Raw genomic sequence first — 20782 nt, 5'->3', positions numbered from 1 at the left:
TAAAGGTAGTTTTTTTATAACCTCCCCTAACCCCTCCTTGCAAAGGAGGGGAATGTGAAAGGAAACCCCGTAGCAGAGCTACGAGGAATTCTTTTGATTTAAGGTTATTTGTTTATGCAGAAAAAAAAAACCTCTCTCTTTCCGCAACTCAAGCTTTGCTTGTTAATTCTGGCAATGGTTTTATTTTTCAGCCCTTCACTAAGCCTTTCCAATGAACCCGAAATCATCTCCTTAAAAACCTATCCCCAATTGGCCCTTCCTTTTCCCAACCCGATGGATTTGACAAAAATGGACCACGGAAAATCGTATCAGGTGACGCACTCAGATTTTATTCTGCAATTTTTTTCCGATGGAAAAAATATCTACGGAATTATATTAAAACGAGAAAAAGATGTTTCAATTTATATTCACTGGTGCTTCTTTAAATCCTGCGAAGAAAGCGCCTATGACTACAAATTAAAAATTGCTGATGCTTTCACTCCCCCCTATGACCAAACATTTTTCACCGCCAAACTTCCTCCCCATATGCAGTACAAGTTTCAAGGACTGGAGTTCTTCACTCTTAAATAAAAGCTTCCTCGAAATAAATAGAACCAAAAATACCAACCGATTAAAATTCCTTCACCTATTCCACCCATTTTTTCGGAATTATTTAATATATACTTGTGGAACCTTAATTTATTAAATAGAGGATGAGAGCTTATGTCCAGATTCATAGATAATGAAAACGAAACAATCACCGACACTGAAACCGGCTTGACCTGGTTTAAAAAAGATTCACGGCAAATAAGTGGAAAGTGGATGCATCTTGAAAAGTCTGAAAAATTCGCCGCCGAGCAAAACGCCGCGAAATTTGGCGGCTTTGATGACTGGCGGGTGCCGAAATTGGAAGATATAAAAACCATTTTCGATAACAACTTCAGCCTCATGGACTTTGGTAAAAATGAGATCCACATCCCTCCTGCCTTTGAACCGGGATGCGCAGACAGCACCTGGACGGATACAATCAACGGAGAACGCGCGATGATGTTCAGTCTGGTGAAGGGTCGCTCAAGCTGGATCAATAAATTTGGGGAAGGGCCTTTTGCCGTCAGGCTGGTGCGGGGAACCCGGAAGGAATCCTGATATCCGGGGATTTCGGGAACCCGAAGAGTCCCCGGTTCATGGACCTGAAGCAAAAATTTTCGAACCGAAACCAAAAACCGTTATCCGGCGTGAGCAAACTCGCCCTCCGCGGAGGAACGATCATGATTTGGAATTGACGAGCAACCAGATCCCCGTCGCGATGAGAAGAAATGAAAATCCTCTTTTAAAATTCTGATCTGATATATTCGCCAATACCTGGGGCCCCAGCTGGGCACCCAAAATTCCTCCTGCGGCAAGCAAAAGGCCGGTTTTTAGATCCACATTTCCTAACCGGGAATGCGCCCAGAGTGAGGAAACCGCTACCAGCGCCACAAAAAGAACAGAAGTTCCCACCGCGATTTTCGCCTCGTGGCCTAAATAGACCAAAAATGGAACCACCAGAAACCCTCCCCCCAACCCGGAACCGGATGAAAGGATTCCAACCATAAATCCCAGCACAATCTTGATGATCAATTTTTATTCCCTCCCTCTACGTATTTCGCTTCCAAAGTGTCCACGACTGCGGCGCCAATGGAATCGCCCCAGACATTGGTGGCCGTGCGGAGTCGGTCGAGAAACCAATCGATGGACAGCAACATACCAATGCCCTCCAGCGGCAACCCCACAGCATGCAATACCATGACCATAGTAACCAGACCCGCTTCGGGAATTCCAGCCGCTCCCACGGCCGCCAGGGTGGCGGTCAGAAAAACAATCATTTGCTCTCCAAATCCCAGCTCGATCCCCAACATTTGCGCAATGAAGAGAGCGGCTACCGACTCGTATAAGGCCGTCCCGTCCATATTGACGGTCGCTCCCAGAGGAAGCACAAATAATGAGGCTTTACGGGAAACATTATTTTTCTCCTCGGCGCATTCTATCGTTACCGGCAGGGTCGCTGAACTGCTCGCCGTGGAAAAGGCCGTGGTCACCGCCTCGCTGGCATTTTTTAAATAGACTAAGGGGTTTCTTCGGGTAACAAAATAAAGGATCAGAGGCAAAACCACCGCCGCGTGAATCAGCAGGCCCAAAGCTACCGTCAGTGTATATTTTCCCAGCTTCATCAATTCTGCCAAAAATAAGTCCCCTCCCCCCGCCGCTCCCAATTTGGAAGCAATCAAGGCGAACACACCGACAGGAGCCACAACCATGATCAAATGCACCACTTTCATGATGGCTTCATTCACGCCGTCGAAAAAAGCGATGACCGGTTTTCCCTTTTCTCCCAACGTGGTCAGAACGCCACCAAACACCAGCGAGAAAATGATGATAGGAAGAATTTCCATCTGGACCATGGAGTGCACCAGGTTGTCCGAAACAAAGCTTTGCAGGATATCGGTGATTCCCACCGCCTCCTTTTCCGCTACTTTAGCCGGCAGTCCATCCGAAACCATTTTCAAACCTGCACCCGGTTTAATGATATTGACCACGATCAGTCCCAGGCTGACGGAAATAGCGGTAGTGATCGTGAAATAGGCAAGGGTGATGGCTCCCGTCATGCCCACCTTGCGGATGTCTCCAAGACCGGAGACTCCCACGATTATCGAGGAAATGATCAGCGGAATCACCAGCATCTTGAGGAGTTTGAGAAAAATTTCCCCGATCCAGGCAACCGCCTGCATTTCCTGGCCAAAAAACCACCCACAAATCACCCCGGAGGCAATCCCCGTAAGCATCAGGTATAAAAGAAAATTGTTATTTTTCATTTTGAATTATGCCATTTCTCTTTAAAGGACTGAATACTTGCAGGGGCTAAAGGCTAACAGGGTAAAACCATTCTCTTAATTTTTCGGCATGCAAGAGGCAAAGGGTTAATCACAATTTTTTTGAAAGACAATTAACAATTTCCAAACCTATCGTAAGATAAATTTTTTAGCGCTACGAAAGCAGGTATCGTAAAACAATTTCTCAATGCGGACAAGGCTTAGTGATTCCTGAATTAGTAAGTTCCCCCTTACTTTAATTAGATGCGGAACATTTCGGATGAGCAAAAGTATCTTTGAAATAAGCAAGAAAGACGTGCTAAAGTTTTATCCAGTCGCCCACCAATTGAGAGGTAAATCATGGTAGAAACCGTCAAGCTCACCTATCAGGGAAAGACCTATGAGTTTCCAGTAGTAGAAGGAACCTGCGGAGAAAAAGCTTTCGATATTTCAACCCTGCGTTCGGATACGGGTCTGATCACCCTGGACCCAGGATTTCTCAGCACCGGGTCTTGCGAGAGCAACATCACCTTTCTGGAAGGCAATCAGGGGATTTTATTGCACCGGGGCATTCCTATCGAACAACTGGCGGAAAAAAGCACCTTCCTGGAAACCGCTTATCTTTTAATTTATGGAGACCTGCCCACTCAAAGAGAACTGGATGATTTTAATTTTCACATCACCCATCATTCCATGCTGCACGAATCCATGAAGAATTTTTACGACGGATTCCCCAACAACCCGCATCCCATGGCCGTAACCAGCGCCGTGGTCGGTTCCCTGGCAACATTTTACGAAAACCAGTTGAACGTTCGGGATGAACGGGAAATTGAAATCACCATCCATCGTCTCATCGCAAAATTACCTACAATAGCCGCATACAGTTATAAAAAGTCCATCGGCCAGCCCCTGCCCTATCCGGACAACTCTCTGGACTACACCACTAATTTTTTAAAAATGATGTTCTCCACTCCCTGTGAGCCTTACGAAGTAGACCCTCTGGCCGCAAAAGCTCTGGACGTTTTATTGATCGTGCATGCCGACCATGAACAAAACTGTTCCACCAGCACCGTGCGACTGGTGGGCAGTTCCATGTGCAATCTGTTTGCCTCCGTTTCCGCAGGGATATACGCTCTTTGGGGCCCCCTGCATGGAGGCGCGAACCAGGCGGTGATCGAAATGCTTCAGGAAATTCATGATGGAGAGGGTGGAGTTCAAAAATATATTCAGCGAGCCAAGGACCCGGAGGATTCTTTTCGTCTCATGGGATTCGGCCACCGCGTCTATAAAAACTTCGACCCGCGAAGCCGGATCATAAAAACACTGGCCCATGAAATTCTGAAGAAACTGGGAACCAAGGAACCCTTGCTGGAAATTGCCCTTGAACTGGAAGAGATCGCCACCAAGGATGAATATTTTGTGGAAAAGAAACTCTATCCCAACGTGGATTTTTATTCTGGAATCATTTATAAAGCCCTGAACTTTCCCGTTAATATGTTCCCGGTGCTATTCGCAATGGGACGGTTGCCGGGCTGGATCGCCCAATGGAAGGAATTACAGGAAGACAAAAGTTTTAAGATCGGGCGTCCCCGTCAAATATACAAAGGCCATGCTCAACGGGATTACCTCCCAATTGAACAAAGAAAATGAAAACGTCGGAAAAGGAAACTCTAGGAGGCGGGTTCTATCGTGCAGGTAAAGGGGAATTGTTCCATTGAAGCGGCCATGTGAACCTGCTCCACTTTAAACTCCGCCTGTTCCAAAGGCATGGTTGCGACACGAGATGATCCCTTATGATGAATCTCATACATCAACTCTTCCGCTGTTTCGTAACTTTTGCTGAACAGGTTGACCAAAACACGAACGACGAATTCCATGGTGGTGGTTTCGTCATTCCACATAATAACGTTATACTGTGGGAGGTACGCTCTATCGGTGGAACGACCCGTTTCTTCGTCAATGCCTGGAGCAAATGGTAATGTTTCTGTTGTCATAGACGACCTGTTTAAAATAAATCTGCTTTCTTATCAAAATTCTGTCGGAACCCTGTTTATACTATAAAATATAGTAGTGGGTCTAAATAAGATTTTCAAATATTTTGTTATTTTTACAATAAACTTATTATGTTTCAATTGTTTAGTCAAACAATCTCTTTCTTTCGACTGGCTTCAGGGAAAAAAATCCTTGCCGCAGGGTTCAGTATTCTTTTGTTATTTTTTATTATCCGCTTTCCCTTTGAAGCTCAATCCAACCCAAAGAATTCTCTACCTTATGGACAATATGCCTCTTTCCAACCAGAGGGGGATATTCGGCGATTCGTTGGAGAAACCCTGTATTTTGATATCAGCTTTTTATGGTTTGAAAATGCCGCCACGGCCTATGTAGGATTTTATGAAAAAAATGGCGTTTATTATGCTTATCTGGATGCCCAAACCAAAGGATTTGTCGGATTTTTCACCGCTTACCGGCGTCACATTTATCAAGCCAACTTTGAAATTATCGATGGAGGCAAGCGGGTCCGCGCCAAAAAGTTTATGAGAAAAGTCATTGAAGGCGGCAATGTAGAAAGGGCGGACCATTTTTTTGACTATCAAACACGGGAACACCAGTGGTCGCAATACAAAAATGGAGACTTAGAAGAATCAGAGAAAGAGAAAATCCCGCCGGAAACCAATTTTGACGATGTACTGACCGCCTTTTATAATTTTCGCAATGGGGTCTACGGCCTCATCCGCAAAGGAGAAAAGTACACCATCAAAACCATACCCGAGAAAGGTTTCGATGAAATTACCATCCATGTAAGAGATAATGGGGAGGAAAATAACGTCAGGAAAGCAGGAGGAAGTAAATCGGGAGAGGATCTTCTGGTCGATATCGTGGTCCCCAAAAGTATTTTTAATACCGAATCAGGAATAATTCGGCTCTGGGCTTCCAATCACTTTATTCCCATCGAATCCACGGTAAAAGATTATATCTTTCTTGGCGACCTTCATGTCACCTTCAAAGAACGAATTGATCAGCGTTCGGAAAGAACCGGAATCACTCCTGCATCCACCTTCTTACCCACCCTGCAGTAACACCTAAACGTCAAACGTGGGCAGAGGCGGGTCCTGCCAGATATCCAACTGACTGGCATCATCGAGTGTCACTTCGCCAAAGGTCACAGAGTACGGTTTCACGCTTTCACAATCGAAATCGACCTGGACCCTTTTGATATGCCATTGGCCCTCCTGAGGACCTACCAGGGTCAAACTGTGGGCAAAACTGTTGACATTAAATCCGCCCTCAAAAACACCCCCCGCCCCAGTTTCACCCGTGGGGTTTTCAAAGGGTAAGGTGTGATTATTGATATTGAACTGCACGGGTCCCTGCGTTCCCTGATCCCCCGTTTCGATTTTTACCTTAAAATTATTCAATTTAGGCATGGTTCATTTCACCAGCGTACCGCTGGAGGAGATATTATTGTATTATGGATTTATAGCTAACAAAATCCTATTGATGCTGAGTTTGCCTTCCTGTAGCGGCAATTAAAAATAAGGGTTCACGCCAGCGGAGTGATCCGTTTCATCCAGAATCGCCCCCACCTTTGGAACCGCGTTACGAAAAGAGGTGTGAATCCCCTGTTTGAGAGTCAAGTCTGCGGCACTGCATCCCTGACAACCGCCTCCCATCTTAATGGTCACAGTGTTTCCCTTCACGTCCAGTAAAGTGACATTGCCTCCATGTCCGGCGACTCCCGGATTGACCTCCGCATCGATCACTTTTTGGATGCCTTCACGGATGGACTCTTCCGTAGGCAATTCCTTGATAATTTTTTCAGCAATCAACGCGCCGCCCTGCTCCAGAACCCCGCGCACTGCCGTTCCCACATCCCCAGCGAGAGGTCGCCAGTCGACAATGGTTTTATCCTTGCGCGTCACTGTAAGAGTGGACTCCAGAACCAGCACTGTTTCCACGTCATCGAGGCTGAATAACGCCTCAGCCAAAGTCGATTCCGCCGCATGTTCAAAACTTGCAAAAAACCAGGAATGTCCTTCCATCAGCGTTCGGTTCACCATAAAAACGCATTGGTCTCCTGTGACGGACGGTTGCGCTTTAATTAGAATTTCACTCGACGGCTGAGAATTCGCATTTCCGTCAATGATAGAAGCCTTGATCACCCGGCGTTCCTTGGGCAGATTTGGAAAATTGGCCGGCACATCGGCAGTTTCCACAGGGGCCGCGGAAGCACTGACCTCCGTATCCACCGTAGGGGTGGAATTGCTCTCATCTATGGCGGGTTCGCTTCCCGCAAAAATATTCTTTAATTTTTTCACCAGAGACACGATGGCAATCTCCTAAAATTATTTAATGGGTACAAATTATGACTTCTTTGATCAAATGCAAGTTTATAGCACTTTATCTAAACAAATACTCCAAGCCCACTGGAAATAAGCTCAATTACTGCCTTTTTCAGTTATTAGAGGAATAAAGCCTGAGAAAGATTTATTTTGCCGCCCCATCATCTCATTGCCCACATTTTTAAAAACAGCCTAGGCGGAATGGAAAAGTTCCATCACCTCTAAATATTGCAATAGCGAATAATTATTTATACACGGAAAGCATCCTGAAGCACTTCAACCCGCAACGAATCCGGATCTTCCTTACCGGGCAGGATGGAAACCACGTCAAAACGAACTTGCCGGCCTTTGATGGGATGCTTCATGAGGAAGACTTGCGCGGTTTGCACGATCTTTTTCTGCTTTGCCCGAGTTACGGCCATGGAAGGATGACCGAAGGAATGATCCGTGCGCGATTTGACCTCGATGAAAACCAGCACATCTTTGTGCTCGGCGATGAGATCAATTTCCCCGATAGAGACGCTAAAATTTTTCTTCAAAATGCGGTAGCCCTGCTTCTTCAAAAAAGAGGCGGCGGCCTGTTCACCTTTTTTGCCAAAATCCAGACGTTTTTTGGTCATAGAGTTTTAAATCCCGTTTGCCTCTCCCCTCTTCGCCTGCTACTATTTCGCGCATGATTCTTGGACTCGACGATATCCCCGGAGGAGCAGGCGTTGCATCCTTCCTGATCTGGCTCGCACTATCGGGCCTGTTTTATCTTGTGTGTTATCAGGCCGCCCTGAACGTGCTCGATGATATTACCAAAAATAGCGTTATAAAAATACCCGTCATGTTTGCTGTGGCAGTGCCATCCGCAGGGTTGATGGCCATTTTGCATTATCAGTTTTTTATCCTGTTTTTCATCGCGGCTATAGCCAATTATTTTCGCATCCAATCCTTCAGCCAACCGGGAAACAAAAAGTATGCCGGCATAACAATCAACAAGCCGCTGTTTTATTTTGCCAGTTACAGCTACCTGATCCTGATCCTTTTGCTCGCCGATTATTTTCAGTCGGAAGAATTTCTTGCGGTGTTAGGCTCCTGACCACTTAAGTGGGAGGGAACCAAATAACTCTCTCGACATCGCCGCCTATCCGATTCCCTCAAGTATTTTATCGTCCCCTGCAAGACCTTCCTTTTTCAGGTAGATGGCACACACCTTGAGACCGATGATGGCCAGCATGTTCATCAGGAAGGTGACGAAGATAAGGATAGAAAACACGTCTTCGCTGATCGCATTCATGCTGAGCCCGAGGGCGGCAAGAACGAAAGCCATCTCAGCCCGCCCCATCATTCCCACGCCGACGGTCAGGGATTCTAACCAGGAAAACCCTTCCCTGCGGGCCATGCCTCCGGCGCTGACAATCTGGCCCACAGCGCATGCCGAGGTGAGCGCCAGCACAAACCCCAACCCCTGCCCTTGAAGCGCATCAAAGGTCACATGGAAACCCAGCGATATGAAAAAAATGGGGCCCAGGAAAGAATAGGCGATCCCGTAAAGCCGGTCTTCAACTTTTTCGATCAGGATTTTGTGAGCGACCTCTTCGCGGAAGAAAAGGCCCGCCATATAGGCCCCAAGTATCATGTGCAGGCCGATGGCCTCAGCCAGCAATCCAAAAGTGAGGCCCAGGATGAGAACGAAGGTGAACCCCTTGCCCTCGCGGTGCCGAAAAGGATGCTTGAAGAATGGGTAAAACCATTTTCCAGTAACTATCACCAACCCGAAAAAACCTACCACCTTGGCGACGATGATAAGAATATCTTCGGCATTTATGGATTTTCCATTGAAAATGCTTATCACGATGCTGAAAATGAGGAGGGTCAGCATGGCATCGACGACGGACACAGCAACCACCAGGCGAGACAGGCGGGTCTTATGCAGGTTAAGGTCCTGAAAAATTTTCAGGGTCACGACCACAGCCGTTGCCGTCATGGTGAGACCCACGAACACCGCCGGTTCTATTGAAAGGCCAAAAGCCCTGGCGACGGAGAAACTCACCGCAAAAGGAACCAGCGCGCCCACCACCGCCACACCGATAGAACTTTTTACCGCTTTAAAAAATTCCCTCGGTTCCGTGGTGACGCCCGCATGGAGCATCAGAAAGAAAATCCCCATCTGGGCCAGAACTTCTATGATCTCATTGGGTTGCACCCAGCCCAGAACCGCAGGGCCTAAAGTCACCCCCGCAACCAACTCGCCAAAAATGGTGGGCAGACCAATGCGGCGCAGAACCACCGCCACGGTCCATACCACCACCATCAGAATCAAGAGATGCTTGAATACAGGGTCCATTTTCGACTTTCAATCAATCAGAAAAAATTTGGCCGGCGACCAACCACGCTACCTTTTCCAAGTATTGATATGCCATTTTCGACCGAATGACAAAGAAAAAGGGTAAGGCTCAGCACTGCCAATTCTGACTTATAAGCGGCGCTTCTTCCAGAAGGGATGGAGGATCACATATACGTTTCAAATTCAGGTTCAATAAGGCATCTCAGGATGTCACTCCTGGAAACAATACCGACCAATCGATTATCTTTAACGATTGGGACCCGAATGAGGTGAAATTCCCGTAAAATTTTAATGAGTTCCTCAACGGTTGTTTCGGGATTGGCCCTTGCGACATCGCGAGTCATTATCTCCTTGACCGTTGTTCTGGTAAGCTCTCTGCCATCATCGACAGCCGCCAAAATATCCATTTCGGTGATGATCCCGACTACCTCCCCCTCATCGTTGGTTACCGGCATCCCGCTGAAAAGGCCTGTGATTAATTGCAGAACCACATCCCGGGCTGAGGCATTTTCCTTAACGGCCACCACCGGCCTAGTCATTATTTCCGAGGCCTTTTTGGTCTTCATAGCAATCACCTCTTGAAGAAAATTTATAAAATGGCACCAAACAGGCGAATTTAAAAAACTACAAAAAAAGAAGCAGGACCAGAAAAAATACAACAAGAAGAGAAGTGATCCAAATCTTATGAAAAAGGGATTCCTGCGGAAACCTGTTTTGACCCGCCTGGTCAGCAGAGTATCGAATTCCATGATGGGCAAAAAATGGAGCGCTCATGGCGTTTCCCCCTACTTTAATTGGTTGATTAAACTTAAACTAACTCCTGAATGTAAGACCCTTCTCATTCATGTTTTATTCCCCTGATGATTCTGAGTAAGTCGTGTAAAAATTGAAAAATGGATTTAAGGCTGGACCGTTTTTCTTCATGGAGGGGTTGAACGGCTTTTGTTAAAAATAATTTATCCTCTGCTAACACCTGGCAGCCACATCCCCGTTCTGGAGCGGAAGTTCTCGTAGTCCGGGCCATATTGTTCGGCCAGGGCTTTTTCTTCATGATGAATACGAAACTGAAACCCGAACCAGGCGGACAATATGCCAGGAATGGCCGCCAGCCAGGAATGGGTGGTTACGGCAAAGGCGAGGATGACGATCATCATTGCCGTGTAGGAGGGATGCCGCATCAGACCGTACAACTGATCGGTTTTCAAAGTCTGCTTATCCCTGAAGGCAATGTCGAATTTAAACGCCAAAGCCCCCAACTGGTAAACCGCCGCCACACGCATCAACGATCCCCCGACAAACAATGCCAGGATAAAAGTCAACTCGACCGGGGCAACGGGAATGGCGGTCATTCGCGCAACATAGGACAAACCGATCAGGGCCGCGCCGATGGGTAGCGAGTGACCGAACAATTGCTCGATAAACGGCCGGTTAAAAGTCACATCCTCTTTTTTTACGGTGACAACGAAAATTATCAATTCTATAACGCCAAAAATCGTATTAAAAAACGACACCAGAAGAAAACGGTCGGCATTTTCCGGGGTCAGCCCGAGAGGAATCAACGGGGCCAGATAAATACAACCCACCAGAATGATGTTGAAGTTGAAATTGCGGATCAGAGCCCAGCCGAACACGGCCAGGTAGATTCCGAAATTGAGGTTTATGTAGAACGATGCCATAATTTCATCCAATGACCCATTCAGTTCGACAGGTCAATAATTTCCCCATAGCTTATAGTTTTCAAATATTTTACTGTATATTCTCAAGTTACCATTGAGTTTTAGAAGATGCATGGCACTAAATCGCACAAATGCTTAATTTTTAAGGATTTTTCTTACTTTCAAATCTGCATTTGATTGTTTTTTAGGGCATTTTTGTTATAAGATAGACAACTATTCATCCAAATGTGAGTTCTTCAGGCTCCGACCTTGGAGTACAATCAAGGGGAGTCAGAGTTCGGCCTCACATCTTGTCTAAATTATATTAAACTACCGATTGAAGCATTCAATCATTAAGATACCAAAGAGGTAAGTAATGGATATTAAGTCATTAAATATTCCCGAAGTGGTCAAAAGGGAAATTGAAGATTTTGCAGCGGAAGTCGAACGGCGCACCCGGGGCGAAGTGCCTGAGGATGAGTTCAAGCGGTTTCGACTTCAGCAAGGCATTTACGGCCAACGGCAAGACGAAGAGCAGATGGTGCGAACCAAACTGCCGCTGGGGAAATTTACTTCTGACCAGTTAGTCTGTATGGCGGATTTCGCGGATAAATATTCGCATGGGATTTTGCACGTCACCACGCGGCAGGACATTCAGTTTCACTATGTAAAAATTAAGAATGTACCTCAGGGCTTGCAGGATCTCGCCGATCATGGTGTCACCACCCGCGAAGCCTGCGGCAACACCGTACGTAACGTCACCGCCTGCCATAAGGCGGGAACCTGCTCCAATGAGGCCTTCGACGTCACCCCTTACGGAAACGCGGTCTATAGATATTTATTGCGCCATCAGCTCACCCAAAATCTGCCGCGTAAGTTCAAGATCAGCCTCGGCGGATGTGCAGGCTGTGGCCTGGCTCCCATTCACGACATCGGCTTGAAAGCCGTCATTCAGCAGGACAATGGCAAAGACGTGCGTGGCTTCAAGGTGTGGTTTGGCGGCGGACTCGGTTCCTTTCCCCACGCGGCGAAATTGTTGACGGACTTTGTTCCTGCAGACAACCTGCTGAGTCTTTGTGAGGCCATCGTCGGCGTATTCGACAAATATGGCGACAAAGTGAACCGCAACAAAGCCCGGTTTAAATTCGTTCTGGATAAACTGGGTCTGGAAAAAACCAAGGAACTTTTTGAAGAGGAATACGCCGCCCTGGAAGGCAAGCCCTATGCTCCGATCGAAGTGCCCGAGGAAAGCATTCCCAATATTCCGGCCTCCACCCCAAATTCGGAATTTAACAACGATCCGGAGTTTTTGGCCTGGAAATTACGCAACTCCTTATCGCAGAAACAGTCCGGTTTTTTCAACGTGCAAATCAAATTGCTTCTCGGAGATCTGGACATTCCTCAGGCCCGCGCCATCGCTAAAATTGCGGAAACTTATGCCGGCGGAGAAATTGTCAATACCGTCAATCAGAACATGATGATCCCGTGGGTCAAAGAAGATGTCATGGGCGCGATTTATGGAGAGCTAAAAAAAGTCGGCCTGCACAGATCCGGTACGGAAGAAATCAGAGATATCACCTGCTGTCCGGGTTCGGAAACCTGTAATTTAGGAATCACCGCGTCCAGAGGTCTGGTGGCTGATTTGAATGACAAACTGGACAATAATGGTTTTACTTTTTCCGATGATCTGGAGCACATGTCCATCAAAGCCAGCGGTTGTCCCAATTCCTGCGGCCAGCATCATATCGCATCGATTGGGTTTCATGGCGGAGCGAAAAAGGTCAATGACGTGCTCACCCCTCATTACGAAATTTTTCTGGGCGGGCGGATTTCAGAGGATGGAGCGGTGTTTGGAACTCCGGTCATCAAGGTTCCCGCAAAACGCGGCCCCGATGTGGTGCGAATGACCATCGATGATTTTAAAGCCGGGAAAAAGGAAGGCGAAGCCTTCGGTGATTACTTCGACCGGCAGGGTAAAAAATATTTTAAGGAATTGCTAACGCCATTACTGTCATTGCCTTCTATTGAAGAGTCCCCTGAAAGCTATATCGATTACGGCTCGACGCAGAAATTTTCCCTTGAAGACAGAGGCCAGGGGGAATGCGCTGGTGCGATGACGGACTTGATTCAAAACCTGTTGTCTGATGCCGACCGGGCAAATTTCCAGGGCAAACTGAGCCTTGAAAAAGAAAATTACCTGGATGCCCAGGAAAAAGCCTGCAAGACGCTTGTCGCTTGCTCTCGAGCCTTATTGGCAACGGAAGGCATCGATTTCAATAAAGACCGCGAGTGTCTGACAAAGTTTCAATCCTTGATCGTGGACATGGAAATCGTCTCTCCCAAATATGCCGATCTGATCGATCATTATGATGACGCCCTCGAATCCCCGGATCAGGAAAAGGCCGCCTGGTGGCTCAAGGAAACCCATGATCTCTTGGAAGAATGCAAAGGGGTCAATGACAAAATGCAGACCGAGAAAACCTTAAGAATTCGTGTGGCTCCTTCCGATAAGAAAGCATCGGCGCCACAGAAATCAAACGGTAAAAAGGAAACCGCCAAAATAGATCTTTTGGGAGTGAAATGTCCGTTCAACTACGTCAAAACGAAACTTAAACTGGAAACCATGGAATCTGGGAGCACACTGGAAGTTCTTCTGGACGATGGCGAACCGGCAGAAAATGTTCCCAGAAGTGTCCAGAATGACGGGCATAAACTGGTGTCGCTAGAAAAAGATAATGGCCACTTCAAAATGATTATAGAAAAGGTTTAAAGAGGAATGCTAAAAAGTATGACCGGCTTTGGTCGGCACGAATCTGAGAACGGAGATTATTCCTGTAAAGCGGAAGTTCGATCTGTAAACAATCGTTATATTGAAATTAACACCCGGATTCCAAAATCCATGATGGCCCTGGAAGCGGCCCTCAAGAAACGGATAAAATCCCGTTGCGCCCGAGGGTCATTTGACCTTAACATTTCGATTGAAAAATTAAATGACGATGCAGGAGATCTGGTTCTTCAACCCAATTTGAACCTGGCTTCGCAATACTATCAGGCGTTTCAAAAAATCCAGGACCACCTCGGCCTGAAAGGCGGGATCGATATCAAATCCCTGCTGACCATGAAAGATATGATCCAGGTTGAGCCGCTGGCTCTGGACCCCTCCAGAGAAGAGTTGATCCTGGATACGGTGGACAATGCCTTGTCAGTCCTCATAAAAATGCGGGAAGAAGAAGGCGAAAACCTGCAAACGGATATATTAGCCCGATTGGACTCTATAGAAAAACATGGGGAATCCATTAAGACCCGGCAACCCGAAGCCATCAACGGCTACAAAGAACGCCTCGCAGAGCGGATCAAAGTGCTTACGGATGGGGTGGAAGCCGATCCTCAGCGCCTGGCTCAGGAGACCGCCATCATGGCCGACCGCTGTGACGTCACCGAAGAGATTATTCGCCTGGAAAGTCATATCAAGCAATTCAGGAGCCTCCTGGAAACCAAACAACCGATGGGAAGAAAACTGGAGTTTCTCATTCAGGAAATTAACCGGGAAACCAACACCATCGGCTCCAAAACCATCGACTCAGAGGTTTCCCAAATGGTGATAGAAATTAAGAGCGACCTGGAAAAAATCAGAGAGCAATTACAGAATATTGAGTGACCCTCGATAAAAAAGGTACTAATCCCGTCAAATGAGCTCTTCTTCGCAAAACCCATCATTTTCAAAAGAGGAAGGGATCGCGTTAGTACTTTCAGCCCCCTCCGGAACCGGCAAAACCACCCTCTGCCATCGGCTGATGGAAAAACTGCCCGATCTCAAGTTCACTGTTTCCCATACCACGCGCCCTCCACGAGAAGGAGAAATCGACGGAGAGGATTATTTTTTCATTTCGGAAACGGAATTTAATACTATGAGAGATCGAGGAGACTTCCTTGAATGGGCCCAAATTAACAGAAATTTTTACGGAACCGCTTTTGGTTCAGTAAAAGCATCTCACAAGATGGGGCAGGATTTTATTTTGGAATTGGACGTGCAAGGCGCTGAATCTCTGCGTGAGCTAAAATATCCGGCGATTTTTGTATTTATTCTTCCACCTTCCCTTGAAGAATTAAAGGCCCGATTGAAAAACAGAGCGACAGAATCGGAAGAGAAAATAAACCTTCGGCTCGAAACAGGATTGAAGGAAATAAAAAAATGCCTCACCTATGACTACATTTTGACAAATCGGGAGGTCGAGGAAACGGTTGACAATCTCATCTCGATCATTAACGCAGAAAAATTAAGAACCGCCCGTTTTATCCCGCCAGCAAAGGATATTCAGGCTTTGTTGGATTGCAAGGAAAGGTAAATCTAATGTCCACCGTTGACCTCACAGATTTGATTCGGGAGAAAATCAAATCCCTGAAAGCCTATCATGTCGAAAATATCGACTGCGCAATCAAACTCCACGCCAATGAAAACCCGTTTGCCCCGCCAGAAGAACTATCGCGCAAGTTCCAGGAGAGTTTTAAAGATATCCAGTTAAACCGCTACCCGGACCCGGATTGTCATCTTCTGAAAGCCGCTATCTCGAATATCAATAATATTTCTGCCGAATCTCTGGTCATTGGCAATGGGTCGGACGAGCTTATTCAACTGATCCTGCAAATATTTTGCGACGCCGGAGAGTCCTACTCTTTTCCAGACCCGACCTTTGGAATGTATTCGATCATTGGTGAAGGCATGGGGCTCGTCCCCCAGCCTTTCCCTTTGGATGCACGCTGGGATTTTAAAGCGGACGACTATCTGGATTTTTTGGCCGAGAAAAATGCCAGAGTCGTGTTTTTCAGTTACCCCAACAACCCCACCGGGAACTGTTACTCTGAACAGGAAATCAAAAAGGTCATCGAGAATTTTCAGGGAATAGTGGTTCTGGATGAAGCTTATTTTGATTTTGCGAACAAAACTTTTTACCAGTCCATCAATAAACACAACAATCTGATCGTCCTGAGAAGTTTATCAAAAATCGGGCTTGCCGGGTTGCGCGTGGGCTATGGAATGGCCAATCCATTTGTTATCGAACAAATCAATAAAGTGCGTCTGCCGTACAACTCCAACACCATCTCCCAGGATTTTGCCACCCTGCTTCTTAGAAATTTTGAGCCGGTACGTGAACAAATAAAAACAATTTTGGCGGAACAGGACCGTTTGATACAGGGCCTTTCGCAATTGGATTTCATAACCGTGTTTCCTTCGGATTCCAATTTCATCCTTTTTCGGGTCGACGATGGGGGCGATAAATTATTTGAAGAATTGATGGAAAATGGCATTCTTGTCCGCAATTTGAGCGCCCATCCCCTCTTAAAAAACTGTTTGCGAGTGACCGGCGGCACAGCAAAAGAAAATGACCGCTTTTTAGCCATTTTAGGTAAAATAAGGGGGACAGGATAATTAATGTTGCGAGCCTGAAACGATGAGCAAATTCAAAAAAGCCGCCTTGAGTTCTTTCGGAGCATTCCTGGTTTTATTCTGGATTTGCGGTGGTGTTTTTTACTATCAGGCAACGCATTCGGTTTCTGAAAAATTTCATCCTGAAATTGTGAACATCGCCCCGGGAATGCCCTTGAAAAAAATTTCCACGTATTTTGCGGAACAAAATCTGATTCGCAGTGCAATTTCATTTCAACTTCTGGCGCATCTGCAAAAAAAACAGGGGCAAATTCAAGTAGGCGAATATGAATTATCGCCTTCCATGACACCCAGAGAAATATTGGCAAAAGTCACGTCTGGCAAAACGGTCCTGCACACCGTTACCATTCCGGAAGGATACCGGATCACGGAAATTGCAGCTCTCTTGGAAGAAAGGAGACTGGCCAACCGAGAGGAATTCATCCGGCAAACCCAGGATAGAGAGTTGATTCAATCCACCGGTATTCCAGGAAATTCTCTGGAAGGCTATTTGTTCCCGGAAACCTACCATTTCAGCCGAAACACCTCTGAACAAAAAATCATTCAGATAATGCTGAATACGTTCAAAGAACAGGTTGCGGCCCCAGAGTTGATGGATCGGGCCAAAGCAGTGAACCTATCTTTCCATCAGATCGTTACGCTGGCGTCTCTGATCGAAAAAGAAACCGGCATCGACGAGGAAAGAAAAATTATTTCATCCGTCTTCCACAACCGATTGAAAAAAAACATGCGGTTGCAAACGGACCCTACCGTCATTTACGCCATCAGCAATTTTGATGGTAACATTCGCAAAAAAGACCTATCCATCGACTCCCCTTACAATACTTATAAATATGGCGGGTTGCCCCCTGGCCCCATCGCCAGCCCCGGCCTCCAATCTATTCTCGCCGCCCTTGCCCCCAATGACACGGACTATCTCTACTTCGTATCCCGTAAGGACGGAAGTCATCAATTTTCTTCGAATCTAATTGACCACAATCGGGCCGTTCAAAAATACCAATTGAGGAGAATTGCCACCCGGGTTCAGCAATGATCGCACTCTCACACAACAGTCCACAGGATAAAGTCCAATGACGAAAAAGAGCCGATGGTTCAACTACAATGAAAGCCCCATTTTCAACACATTCATCCATGCGGGAATGCTTGTCAAGCTTCTGGCCGCCATTGGAATGATTGTCGGGATCTGGTATTTCCTTTAAATCATTCGGTTCTGAAAGTTAAATGACTCCCCCTTCCCATATCGACCGGATTGTTTTTTTAAATCTGACCCCTTTAAAAATATGGAAAACAGGGATACGTTAAGAGAGTGTGATTAAATCTTCTTCAGGTTTAATTTTATTAACTCTTCAACAATTTGGTTGAAGGAGGTCGTATTATGAATCAAGAAAATTTTCAAAATCAGAATTTTGACCATTCGCAATGGTTGAAACATTTATCAAATTCTCTGGACCACGCACAGGCGTTTTTTGGGGAGGTTTGGGAAACTGGTAAAATTTTATTCAATAGAGGGTTGACCCAGGGGATTAAAGAAATCAAATTTTTCGTTTCTAAATCCACCCCCATGGATTTTATTTGTGGTGGTTTGAACGCGCTATTTGGATTTTTGTCCTCCTTGATCGTTCTTTCCGGAGTTTGTCTGATCGGGTATCAAACCCTGCTCTGGCTTATCGACGGAGTGTGGACGGAATTTCCTCTTGTTATGGTTTTCAACTTTCTATTTGAGAGCACCGCCCTGCATTCATGGGTTACAAATCCTGAATCGTGGTACGGACTGCAAAAAGTGGTTTCATGGGTCCTTGAGAACACCCCGCTTTCCGCAGCTCTCATTATTCCTGGATTTATTCTTGCTTCAGCTTTGGCAGGAGTCATGGCGGTGGCGATCCTGATTCGCTATTATCAGTTCAAAAAAACTGGAAACGAATAGGCTCAATCGCCAAAAAAGAAATAGCGTTTCAACAAACCCTTTCTTCCGGACAGGAAAACCTCTGAATTTCTGGACTCTAGCCGTCCCCTGCCTTTTTTCACTGTAAATCTTATTAAGATATTGTATTATAATACTTTCCCCACAGGGGAATCCCTAAAGTCATAAACCTTATTTTAATAAATAAAACATAAACAATGAATATTTTAATTACTGGCGGGGCCGGGTTTATTGGATCTCATATCTCCGATGCCTACCTGAAACTGGGGCATCGGGTGGTTATTCTGGATAATTTGTCTTCAGGGAAAAAGAAGAACATTCCCCCTAAAGCCGTTTTTTATGAAATGGATCTTTTGGACCCTAAAGTGGTGCAGCTTTTAAAGGATGAAAACATAGAGGTTATCAATCATCATGCGGCCCAGATTTCTGTAATCCAATCGGTGACCGACCCACTTGAAGATGCCAATATCAATATTATGGGAAGTATCAAACTGCTCGAATCGGCCAAATCCTGCGGCGTGAAAAAATTTATATTCGCATCCACCGGGGGCGCTATTTATGGCGTGCAGGACTCCTTCCCGGCAGACGAAAACCATGCCTGCCGACCGGAAAGCCCTTATGCCATTTCAAAGTATTCAGTGGAAAACTACCTTAATTTTTATAGAAAAGTCCACGGACTGAACACCATCACCCTGCGTTACAGCAATGTCTATGGCCCACGCCAAGACCCGCATGGCGAAGCAGGTGTAGTCGCTATTTTTTGCCAGAAACTTTTAAAAAAGTCACAACCCACCATCTATGGCGATGGAGAACAAACCCGCGACTTCATATCGGTCCTCGATGTGGCACAGGCAAATGTGATGGCTCTCAACAGCTCTCTCACGGGTATCTTCAATGTAAGCACTGGGAAAGAAACCACCGTCAATGAACTGCTGAAAAATATCGCCAACATGGCAGGCAACGCAGTCACTCCCCAACATGACGCGCCCCGCAAGGGAGAACTGCAAAGAAGTGTTATTGACTCAGGAAAGTTCCGAAAAAATACGGCCTGGATCCCAAAGGTCTCTCTTAAGGAGGGGTTGGGAGAAACTTATGAATTCTTCTCGCAACAGAGTTGAAATCAAAGAAGATTTTTCTTCTTCTTTTTAAATTACTGGACTTTCAATGCCATCATAGTCACGTCGTCGTGGTCAAAGTTTCCTCCGGAGAACTCCAATAAAGAATCCAGCACTGCGGTTTTTATTTCCTGGGCACTGCCATGAGAGTTCCTGTTCAATACTTCGATCAGCGGGTCCATGCCGAATAACTGGTTTTCCTCATTTCGCGTTTCCAGAACACCATCGGTATAAAGAAATAGAGAATCGTTAGCATTTAAGGGCACGCATTCCCTGTCATAGATCGCATTTGCTATCACTCCCAGAGGCAAATTGGCTTTTCGAGTGGGATTTTTAAGCGTCAACTTGTTCCACTGGTTTTCTCCAGCCTTTTTAATCAGGACGGGGGGATGCCCCGCAGATGAAAAGTGAAGATTGGAATCCCCCTTATCGAAAGTGATGATTAGAGCGGTTGTCAGAGCTTGCGTCCCCTCATGTTTAGCCAAATTATTCAGGTCCCCGAGGATTAAATTCCCTTCCAAATCGTTCATATGGGACACCATGGAACGATAAAGCCACTGACTGGTGGAACTGACGGCTTGTCCATGCCCTGTAACATCGGCAATCGCAATTCGGGTCAGCATTTCCCGGCCGCAGACACTCAAATAATAGATATCGCCGCCCTTTTCACCATCCGTCCCCCTGGAAAAAAGACTGGCCGTCAAGGCTCCAGCGCAAACTTCCGTGTCGATTTTATGATTACCACCCCAAACTTCAGAACAATGAATAGTCTGCATATTCTCCCTGAAAAACTCAGAACATGGAAAAAACTTACCAACGTCTTATTGGAAATTGTTATTAGAACAAGAATTTCACCAGGTATCAAAATAAATAATCTTAATAGCTAGTAAGTCGTGGCAATAGTGGATGGATTTCAGTAAATTTTCATTTCTTCTTACTTAAGGGTATCTTTGATGCTCAGATAGGCAAAAATCACCACCCATCCGATGCCAATATAAATCACACTGCGAATAAAATTCCCATCCAACGCGCCAATCAGAACCCAAAAGATCGATCCGATGACCCAGAATATAATAAAAATACTACGCAGGCCACTATTTGCCGACATCGAATCCTCCTATAAAATTTTCTGAGCAACTCTCAAA

General features: G+C 46.0%; 24 protein-coding genes. 13 read left to right on the top strand and 11 right to left on the bottom strand.

Going from position 1 to position 20782, the window contains the following annotated elements; all coding sequences use genetic code 11:
• Positions 1–114: 114 nt before the first annotated feature.
• Together O3C58_10025 and O3C58_10020 are read left to right on the top strand one after the other, a co-directional pair.
• Positions 115–570, top strand: coding sequence for a hypothetical protein (locus O3C58_10025; protein MDA0692195.1), 456 nt, complete (start codon positions 115–117; stop codon positions 568–570).
• A 132-nt stretch (positions 571–702) separates the two neighbouring features.
• Positions 703–1125 carry a DUF1566 domain-containing protein gene (locus O3C58_10020; GenBank protein MDA0692194.1) on the top strand — a complete coding sequence of 141 codons (423 nt, stop codon included), beginning with the start codon at positions 703–705 and terminating at the stop codon, positions 1123–1125.
• 120 nt (positions 1126–1245) lie between these two features.
• Here O3C58_10020 and O3C58_10015 read toward each other — a convergent pair whose 3' ends face one another.
• Entirely contained in the window at positions 1246–1599 is a 354-nt protein-coding gene (locus O3C58_10015; protein ID MDA0692193.1) for a sulfite exporter TauE/SafE family protein, read from the bottom strand.
• Entirely contained in the window at positions 1596–2831 is a 1236-nt protein-coding gene (locus O3C58_10010; GenBank protein MDA0692192.1) for a dicarboxylate/amino acid:cation symporter, read from the bottom strand. The genes O3C58_10015 and O3C58_10010 overlap by 4 nt, the downstream gene beginning before the upstream one ends.
• Positions 2832–3188: 357 nt before the next feature.
• On the opposite strand from O3C58_10010, the gene O3C58_10005 reads away from it, so the two are divergent.
• On the top strand, positions 3189–4478 hold the full coding sequence (locus O3C58_10005; GenBank protein MDA0692191.1) for a citrate synthase: 1290 nt from the start codon (positions 3189–3191) through the stop codon (positions 4476–4478).
• Positions 4479–4498: 20 nt separating this feature from the next.
• Here the strand turns inward: O3C58_10005 and O3C58_10000 are convergent, their stop codons facing one another.
• A complete protein-coding gene (locus tag O3C58_10000; GenBank protein ID MDA0692190.1) occupies positions 4499–4822 on the bottom strand; it encodes an ATP-dependent Clp protease adaptor ClpS in 324 nt (107 codons plus the stop codon).
• Positions 4823–4951: 129 nt separating this feature from the next.
• Here O3C58_10000 and O3C58_09995 point away from each other — a divergent pair, with 129 nt between their 5' ends.
• A complete protein-coding gene (locus O3C58_09995; GenBank protein MDA0692189.1) occupies positions 4952–5905 on the top strand; it encodes a DUF3108 domain-containing protein in 954 nt (317 codons plus the stop codon).
• 3 nt (positions 5906–5908) lie between these two features.
• Here O3C58_09995 and O3C58_09990 read toward each other — a convergent pair whose 3' ends face one another.
• The 3 genes from O3C58_09990 to O3C58_09980 form a co-directional block, all read right to left on the bottom strand.
• On the bottom strand, positions 5909–6253 hold the full coding sequence (locus tag O3C58_09990) for a helicase (protein ID MDA0692188.1): 345 nt from the start codon (positions 6251–6253) through the stop codon (positions 5909–5911).
• A gap of 102 nt (positions 6254–6355) precedes the next feature.
• The gene (locus tag O3C58_09985) at positions 6356–7153 is read right to left on the bottom strand and encodes a NifU family protein (GenBank protein ID MDA0692187.1); all 798 of its coding nucleotides are present in this window, start codon (positions 7151–7153) and stop codon (positions 6356–6358) included.
• Positions 7154–7416: 263 nt separating this feature from the next.
• On the bottom strand, positions 7417–7788 hold the full coding sequence (locus O3C58_09980; protein ID MDA0692186.1) for a YraN family protein: 372 nt from the start codon (positions 7786–7788) through the stop codon (positions 7417–7419).
• Positions 7789–7841: 53 nt separating this feature from the next.
• On the opposite strand from O3C58_09980, the gene O3C58_09975 reads away from it, so the two are divergent.
• Positions 7842–8252, top strand: a complete 411-nt coding sequence (locus O3C58_09975; GenBank protein ID MDA0692185.1) for a hypothetical protein — start codon at positions 7842–7844, stop codon at positions 8250–8252.
• 45 nt (positions 8253–8297) lie between these two features.
• Here the strand turns inward: O3C58_09975 and O3C58_09970 are convergent, their stop codons facing one another.
• The 3 genes from O3C58_09970 to O3C58_09960 form a co-directional block, all read right to left on the bottom strand.
• On the bottom strand, positions 8298–9500 hold the full coding sequence (locus O3C58_09970) for a cation:proton antiporter (GenBank protein MDA0692184.1): 1203 nt from the start codon (positions 9498–9500) through the stop codon (positions 8298–8300).
• Between the two features lie 164 nt (positions 9501–9664).
• A complete protein-coding gene (locus tag O3C58_09965) occupies positions 9665–10066 on the bottom strand; it encodes a CBS domain-containing protein (GenBank protein ID MDA0692183.1) in 402 nt (133 codons plus the stop codon).
• Positions 10067–10456: 390 nt separating this feature from the next.
• On the bottom strand, positions 10457–11176 hold the full coding sequence (locus O3C58_09960; protein ID MDA0692182.1) for an isoprenylcysteine carboxylmethyltransferase family protein: 720 nt from the start codon (positions 11174–11176) through the stop codon (positions 10457–10459).
• Positions 11177–11531: 355 nt separating this feature from the next.
• On the opposite strand from O3C58_09960, the gene O3C58_09955 reads away from it, so the two are divergent.
• The 8 genes from O3C58_09955 to O3C58_09920 all read left to right on the top strand — a co-directional run bounded on the left by O3C58_09955 (position 11532) and on the right by O3C58_09920 (position 19640).
• Entirely contained in the window at positions 11532–13925 is a 2394-nt protein-coding gene (locus tag O3C58_09955) for a sulfurtransferase TusA family protein (protein ID MDA0692181.1), read from the top strand.
• A 6-nt stretch (positions 13926–13931) separates the two neighbouring features.
• The gene (locus O3C58_09950) at positions 13932–14813 is read left to right on the top strand and encodes a YicC family protein (GenBank protein ID MDA0692180.1); all 882 of its coding nucleotides are present in this window, start codon (positions 13932–13934) and stop codon (positions 14811–14813) included.
• Between the two features lie 31 nt (positions 14814–14844).
• The gene (gene gmk / locus O3C58_09945) at positions 14845–15501 is read left to right on the top strand and encodes a guanylate kinase (GenBank protein MDA0692179.1); all 657 of its coding nucleotides are present in this window, start codon (positions 14845–14847) and stop codon (positions 15499–15501) included.
• Between the two features lie 5 nt (positions 15502–15506).
• The gene (hisC, locus tag O3C58_09940) at positions 15507–16583 is read left to right on the top strand and encodes a histidinol-phosphate transaminase (GenBank protein ID MDA0692178.1); all 1077 of its coding nucleotides are present in this window, start codon (positions 15507–15509) and stop codon (positions 16581–16583) included.
• 22 nt (positions 16584–16605) lie between these two features.
• Positions 16606–17634 (top strand): endolytic transglycosylase MltG, encoded by a 1029-nt coding sequence (gene mltG, locus O3C58_09935; GenBank protein ID MDA0692177.1) that lies wholly within the window; start codon positions 16606–16608, stop codon positions 17632–17634.
• A 37-nt stretch (positions 17635–17671) separates the two neighbouring features.
• Complete coding sequence (locus tag O3C58_09930; GenBank protein ID MDA0692176.1) at positions 17672–17800, top strand: hypothetical protein; 129 nt, start codon at positions 17672–17674, stop codon at positions 17798–17800.
• Between the two features lie 176 nt (positions 17801–17976).
• A complete protein-coding gene (locus O3C58_09925; GenBank protein ID MDA0692175.1) occupies positions 17977–18525 on the top strand; it encodes a hypothetical protein in 549 nt (182 codons plus the stop codon).
• A 194-nt stretch (positions 18526–18719) separates the two neighbouring features.
• A complete protein-coding gene (locus tag O3C58_09920; protein MDA0692174.1) occupies positions 18720–19640 on the top strand; it encodes an NAD-dependent epimerase/dehydratase family protein in 921 nt (306 codons plus the stop codon).
• 32 nt (positions 19641–19672) lie between these two features.
• Here O3C58_09920 and O3C58_09915 read toward each other — a convergent pair whose 3' ends face one another.
• A complete protein-coding gene (locus O3C58_09915; protein ID MDA0692173.1) occupies positions 19673–20413 on the bottom strand; it encodes a PP2C family protein-serine/threonine phosphatase in 741 nt (246 codons plus the stop codon).
• A 158-nt stretch (positions 20414–20571) separates the two neighbouring features.
• On the bottom strand, positions 20572–20745 hold the full coding sequence (locus O3C58_09910; GenBank protein ID MDA0692172.1) for a hypothetical protein: 174 nt from the start codon (positions 20743–20745) through the stop codon (positions 20572–20574).
• Positions 20746–20782: the final 37 nt, after the last annotated feature.

The organism is Nitrospinota bacterium (assembly GCA_027619975.1).
GTDB lineage: Bacteria > Nitrospinota > Nitrospinia > Nitrospinales > VA-1 > JADFGI01.
This window is presented reverse-complemented; position numbering and strand designations above follow the sequence as displayed.

Bases quoted from the DNA above. Each gene is read 5' to 3' on its own strand.
- O3C58_10025 (MDA0692195.1), top strand. From the start codon at position 115: ATGCAGAAAAAAAAAACCTCTCTCTTTCCGCAACTCAAGCTTTGCTTG.
- O3C58_10020 (MDA0692194.1), top strand. From the start codon at position 703: ATGTCCAGATTCATAGATAATGAAAACGAAACAATCACCGACACTGAA.
- O3C58_10010 (MDA0692192.1), bottom strand. From the start codon at position 2,831: ATGAAAAATAACAATTTTCTTTTATACCTGATGCTTACGGGGATTGCC.
- O3C58_10005 (MDA0692191.1), top strand. From the start codon at position 3,189: ATGGTAGAAACCGTCAAGCTCACCTATCAGGGAAAGACCTATGAGTTT.
- O3C58_10000 (MDA0692190.1), bottom strand. From the start codon at position 4,822: ATGACAACAGAAACATTACCATTTGCTCCAGGCATTGACGAAGAAACG.
- O3C58_09995 (MDA0692189.1), top strand. From the start codon at position 4,952: ATGTTTCAATTGTTTAGTCAAACAATCTCTTTCTTTCGACTGGCTTCA.
- O3C58_09990 (MDA0692188.1), bottom strand. From the start codon at position 6,253: ATGCCTAAATTGAATAATTTTAAGGTAAAAATCGAAACGGGGGATCAG.
- O3C58_09980 (MDA0692186.1), bottom strand. From the start codon at position 7,788: ATGACCAAAAAACGTCTGGATTTTGGCAAAAAAGGTGAACAGGCCGCC.
- O3C58_09975 (MDA0692185.1), top strand. From the start codon at position 7,842: ATGATTCTTGGACTCGACGATATCCCCGGAGGAGCAGGCGTTGCATCC.
- O3C58_09970 (MDA0692184.1), bottom strand. From the start codon at position 9,500: ATGGACCCTGTATTCAAGCATCTCTTGATTCTGATGGTGGTGGTATGG.
- O3C58_09965 (MDA0692183.1), bottom strand. From the start codon at position 10,066: ATGAAGACCAAAAAGGCCTCGGAAATAATGACTAGGCCGGTGGTGGCC.
- O3C58_09960 (MDA0692182.1), bottom strand. From the start codon at position 11,176: ATGGCATCGTTCTACATAAACCTCAATTTCGGAATCTACCTGGCCGTG.
- O3C58_09955 (MDA0692181.1), top strand. From the start codon at position 11,532: ATGGATATTAAGTCATTAAATATTCCCGAAGTGGTCAAAAGGGAAATT.
- O3C58_09950 (MDA0692180.1), top strand. From the start codon at position 13,932: ATGCTAAAAAGTATGACCGGCTTTGGTCGGCACGAATCTGAGAACGGA.
- gmk (MDA0692179.1), top strand. From the start codon at position 14,845: ATGAGCTCTTCTTCGCAAAACCCATCATTTTCAAAAGAGGAAGGGATC.
- hisC (MDA0692178.1), top strand. From the start codon at position 15,507: ATGTCCACCGTTGACCTCACAGATTTGATTCGGGAGAAAATCAAATCC.
- mltG (MDA0692177.1), top strand. From the start codon at position 16,606: ATGAGCAAATTCAAAAAAGCCGCCTTGAGTTCTTTCGGAGCATTCCTG.
- O3C58_09930 (MDA0692176.1), top strand. From the start codon at position 17,672: ATGACGAAAAAGAGCCGATGGTTCAACTACAATGAAAGCCCCATTTTC.
- O3C58_09925 (MDA0692175.1), top strand. From the start codon at position 17,977: ATGAATCAAGAAAATTTTCAAAATCAGAATTTTGACCATTCGCAATGG.
- O3C58_09920 (MDA0692174.1), top strand. From the start codon at position 18,720: ATGAATATTTTAATTACTGGCGGGGCCGGGTTTATTGGATCTCATATC.
- O3C58_09915 (MDA0692173.1), bottom strand. From the start codon at position 20,413: ATGCAGACTATTCATTGTTCTGAAGTTTGGGGTGGTAATCATAAAATC.
- O3C58_09910 (MDA0692172.1), bottom strand. From the start codon at position 20,745: ATGTCGGCAAATAGTGGCCTGCGTAGTATTTTTATTATATTCTGGGTC.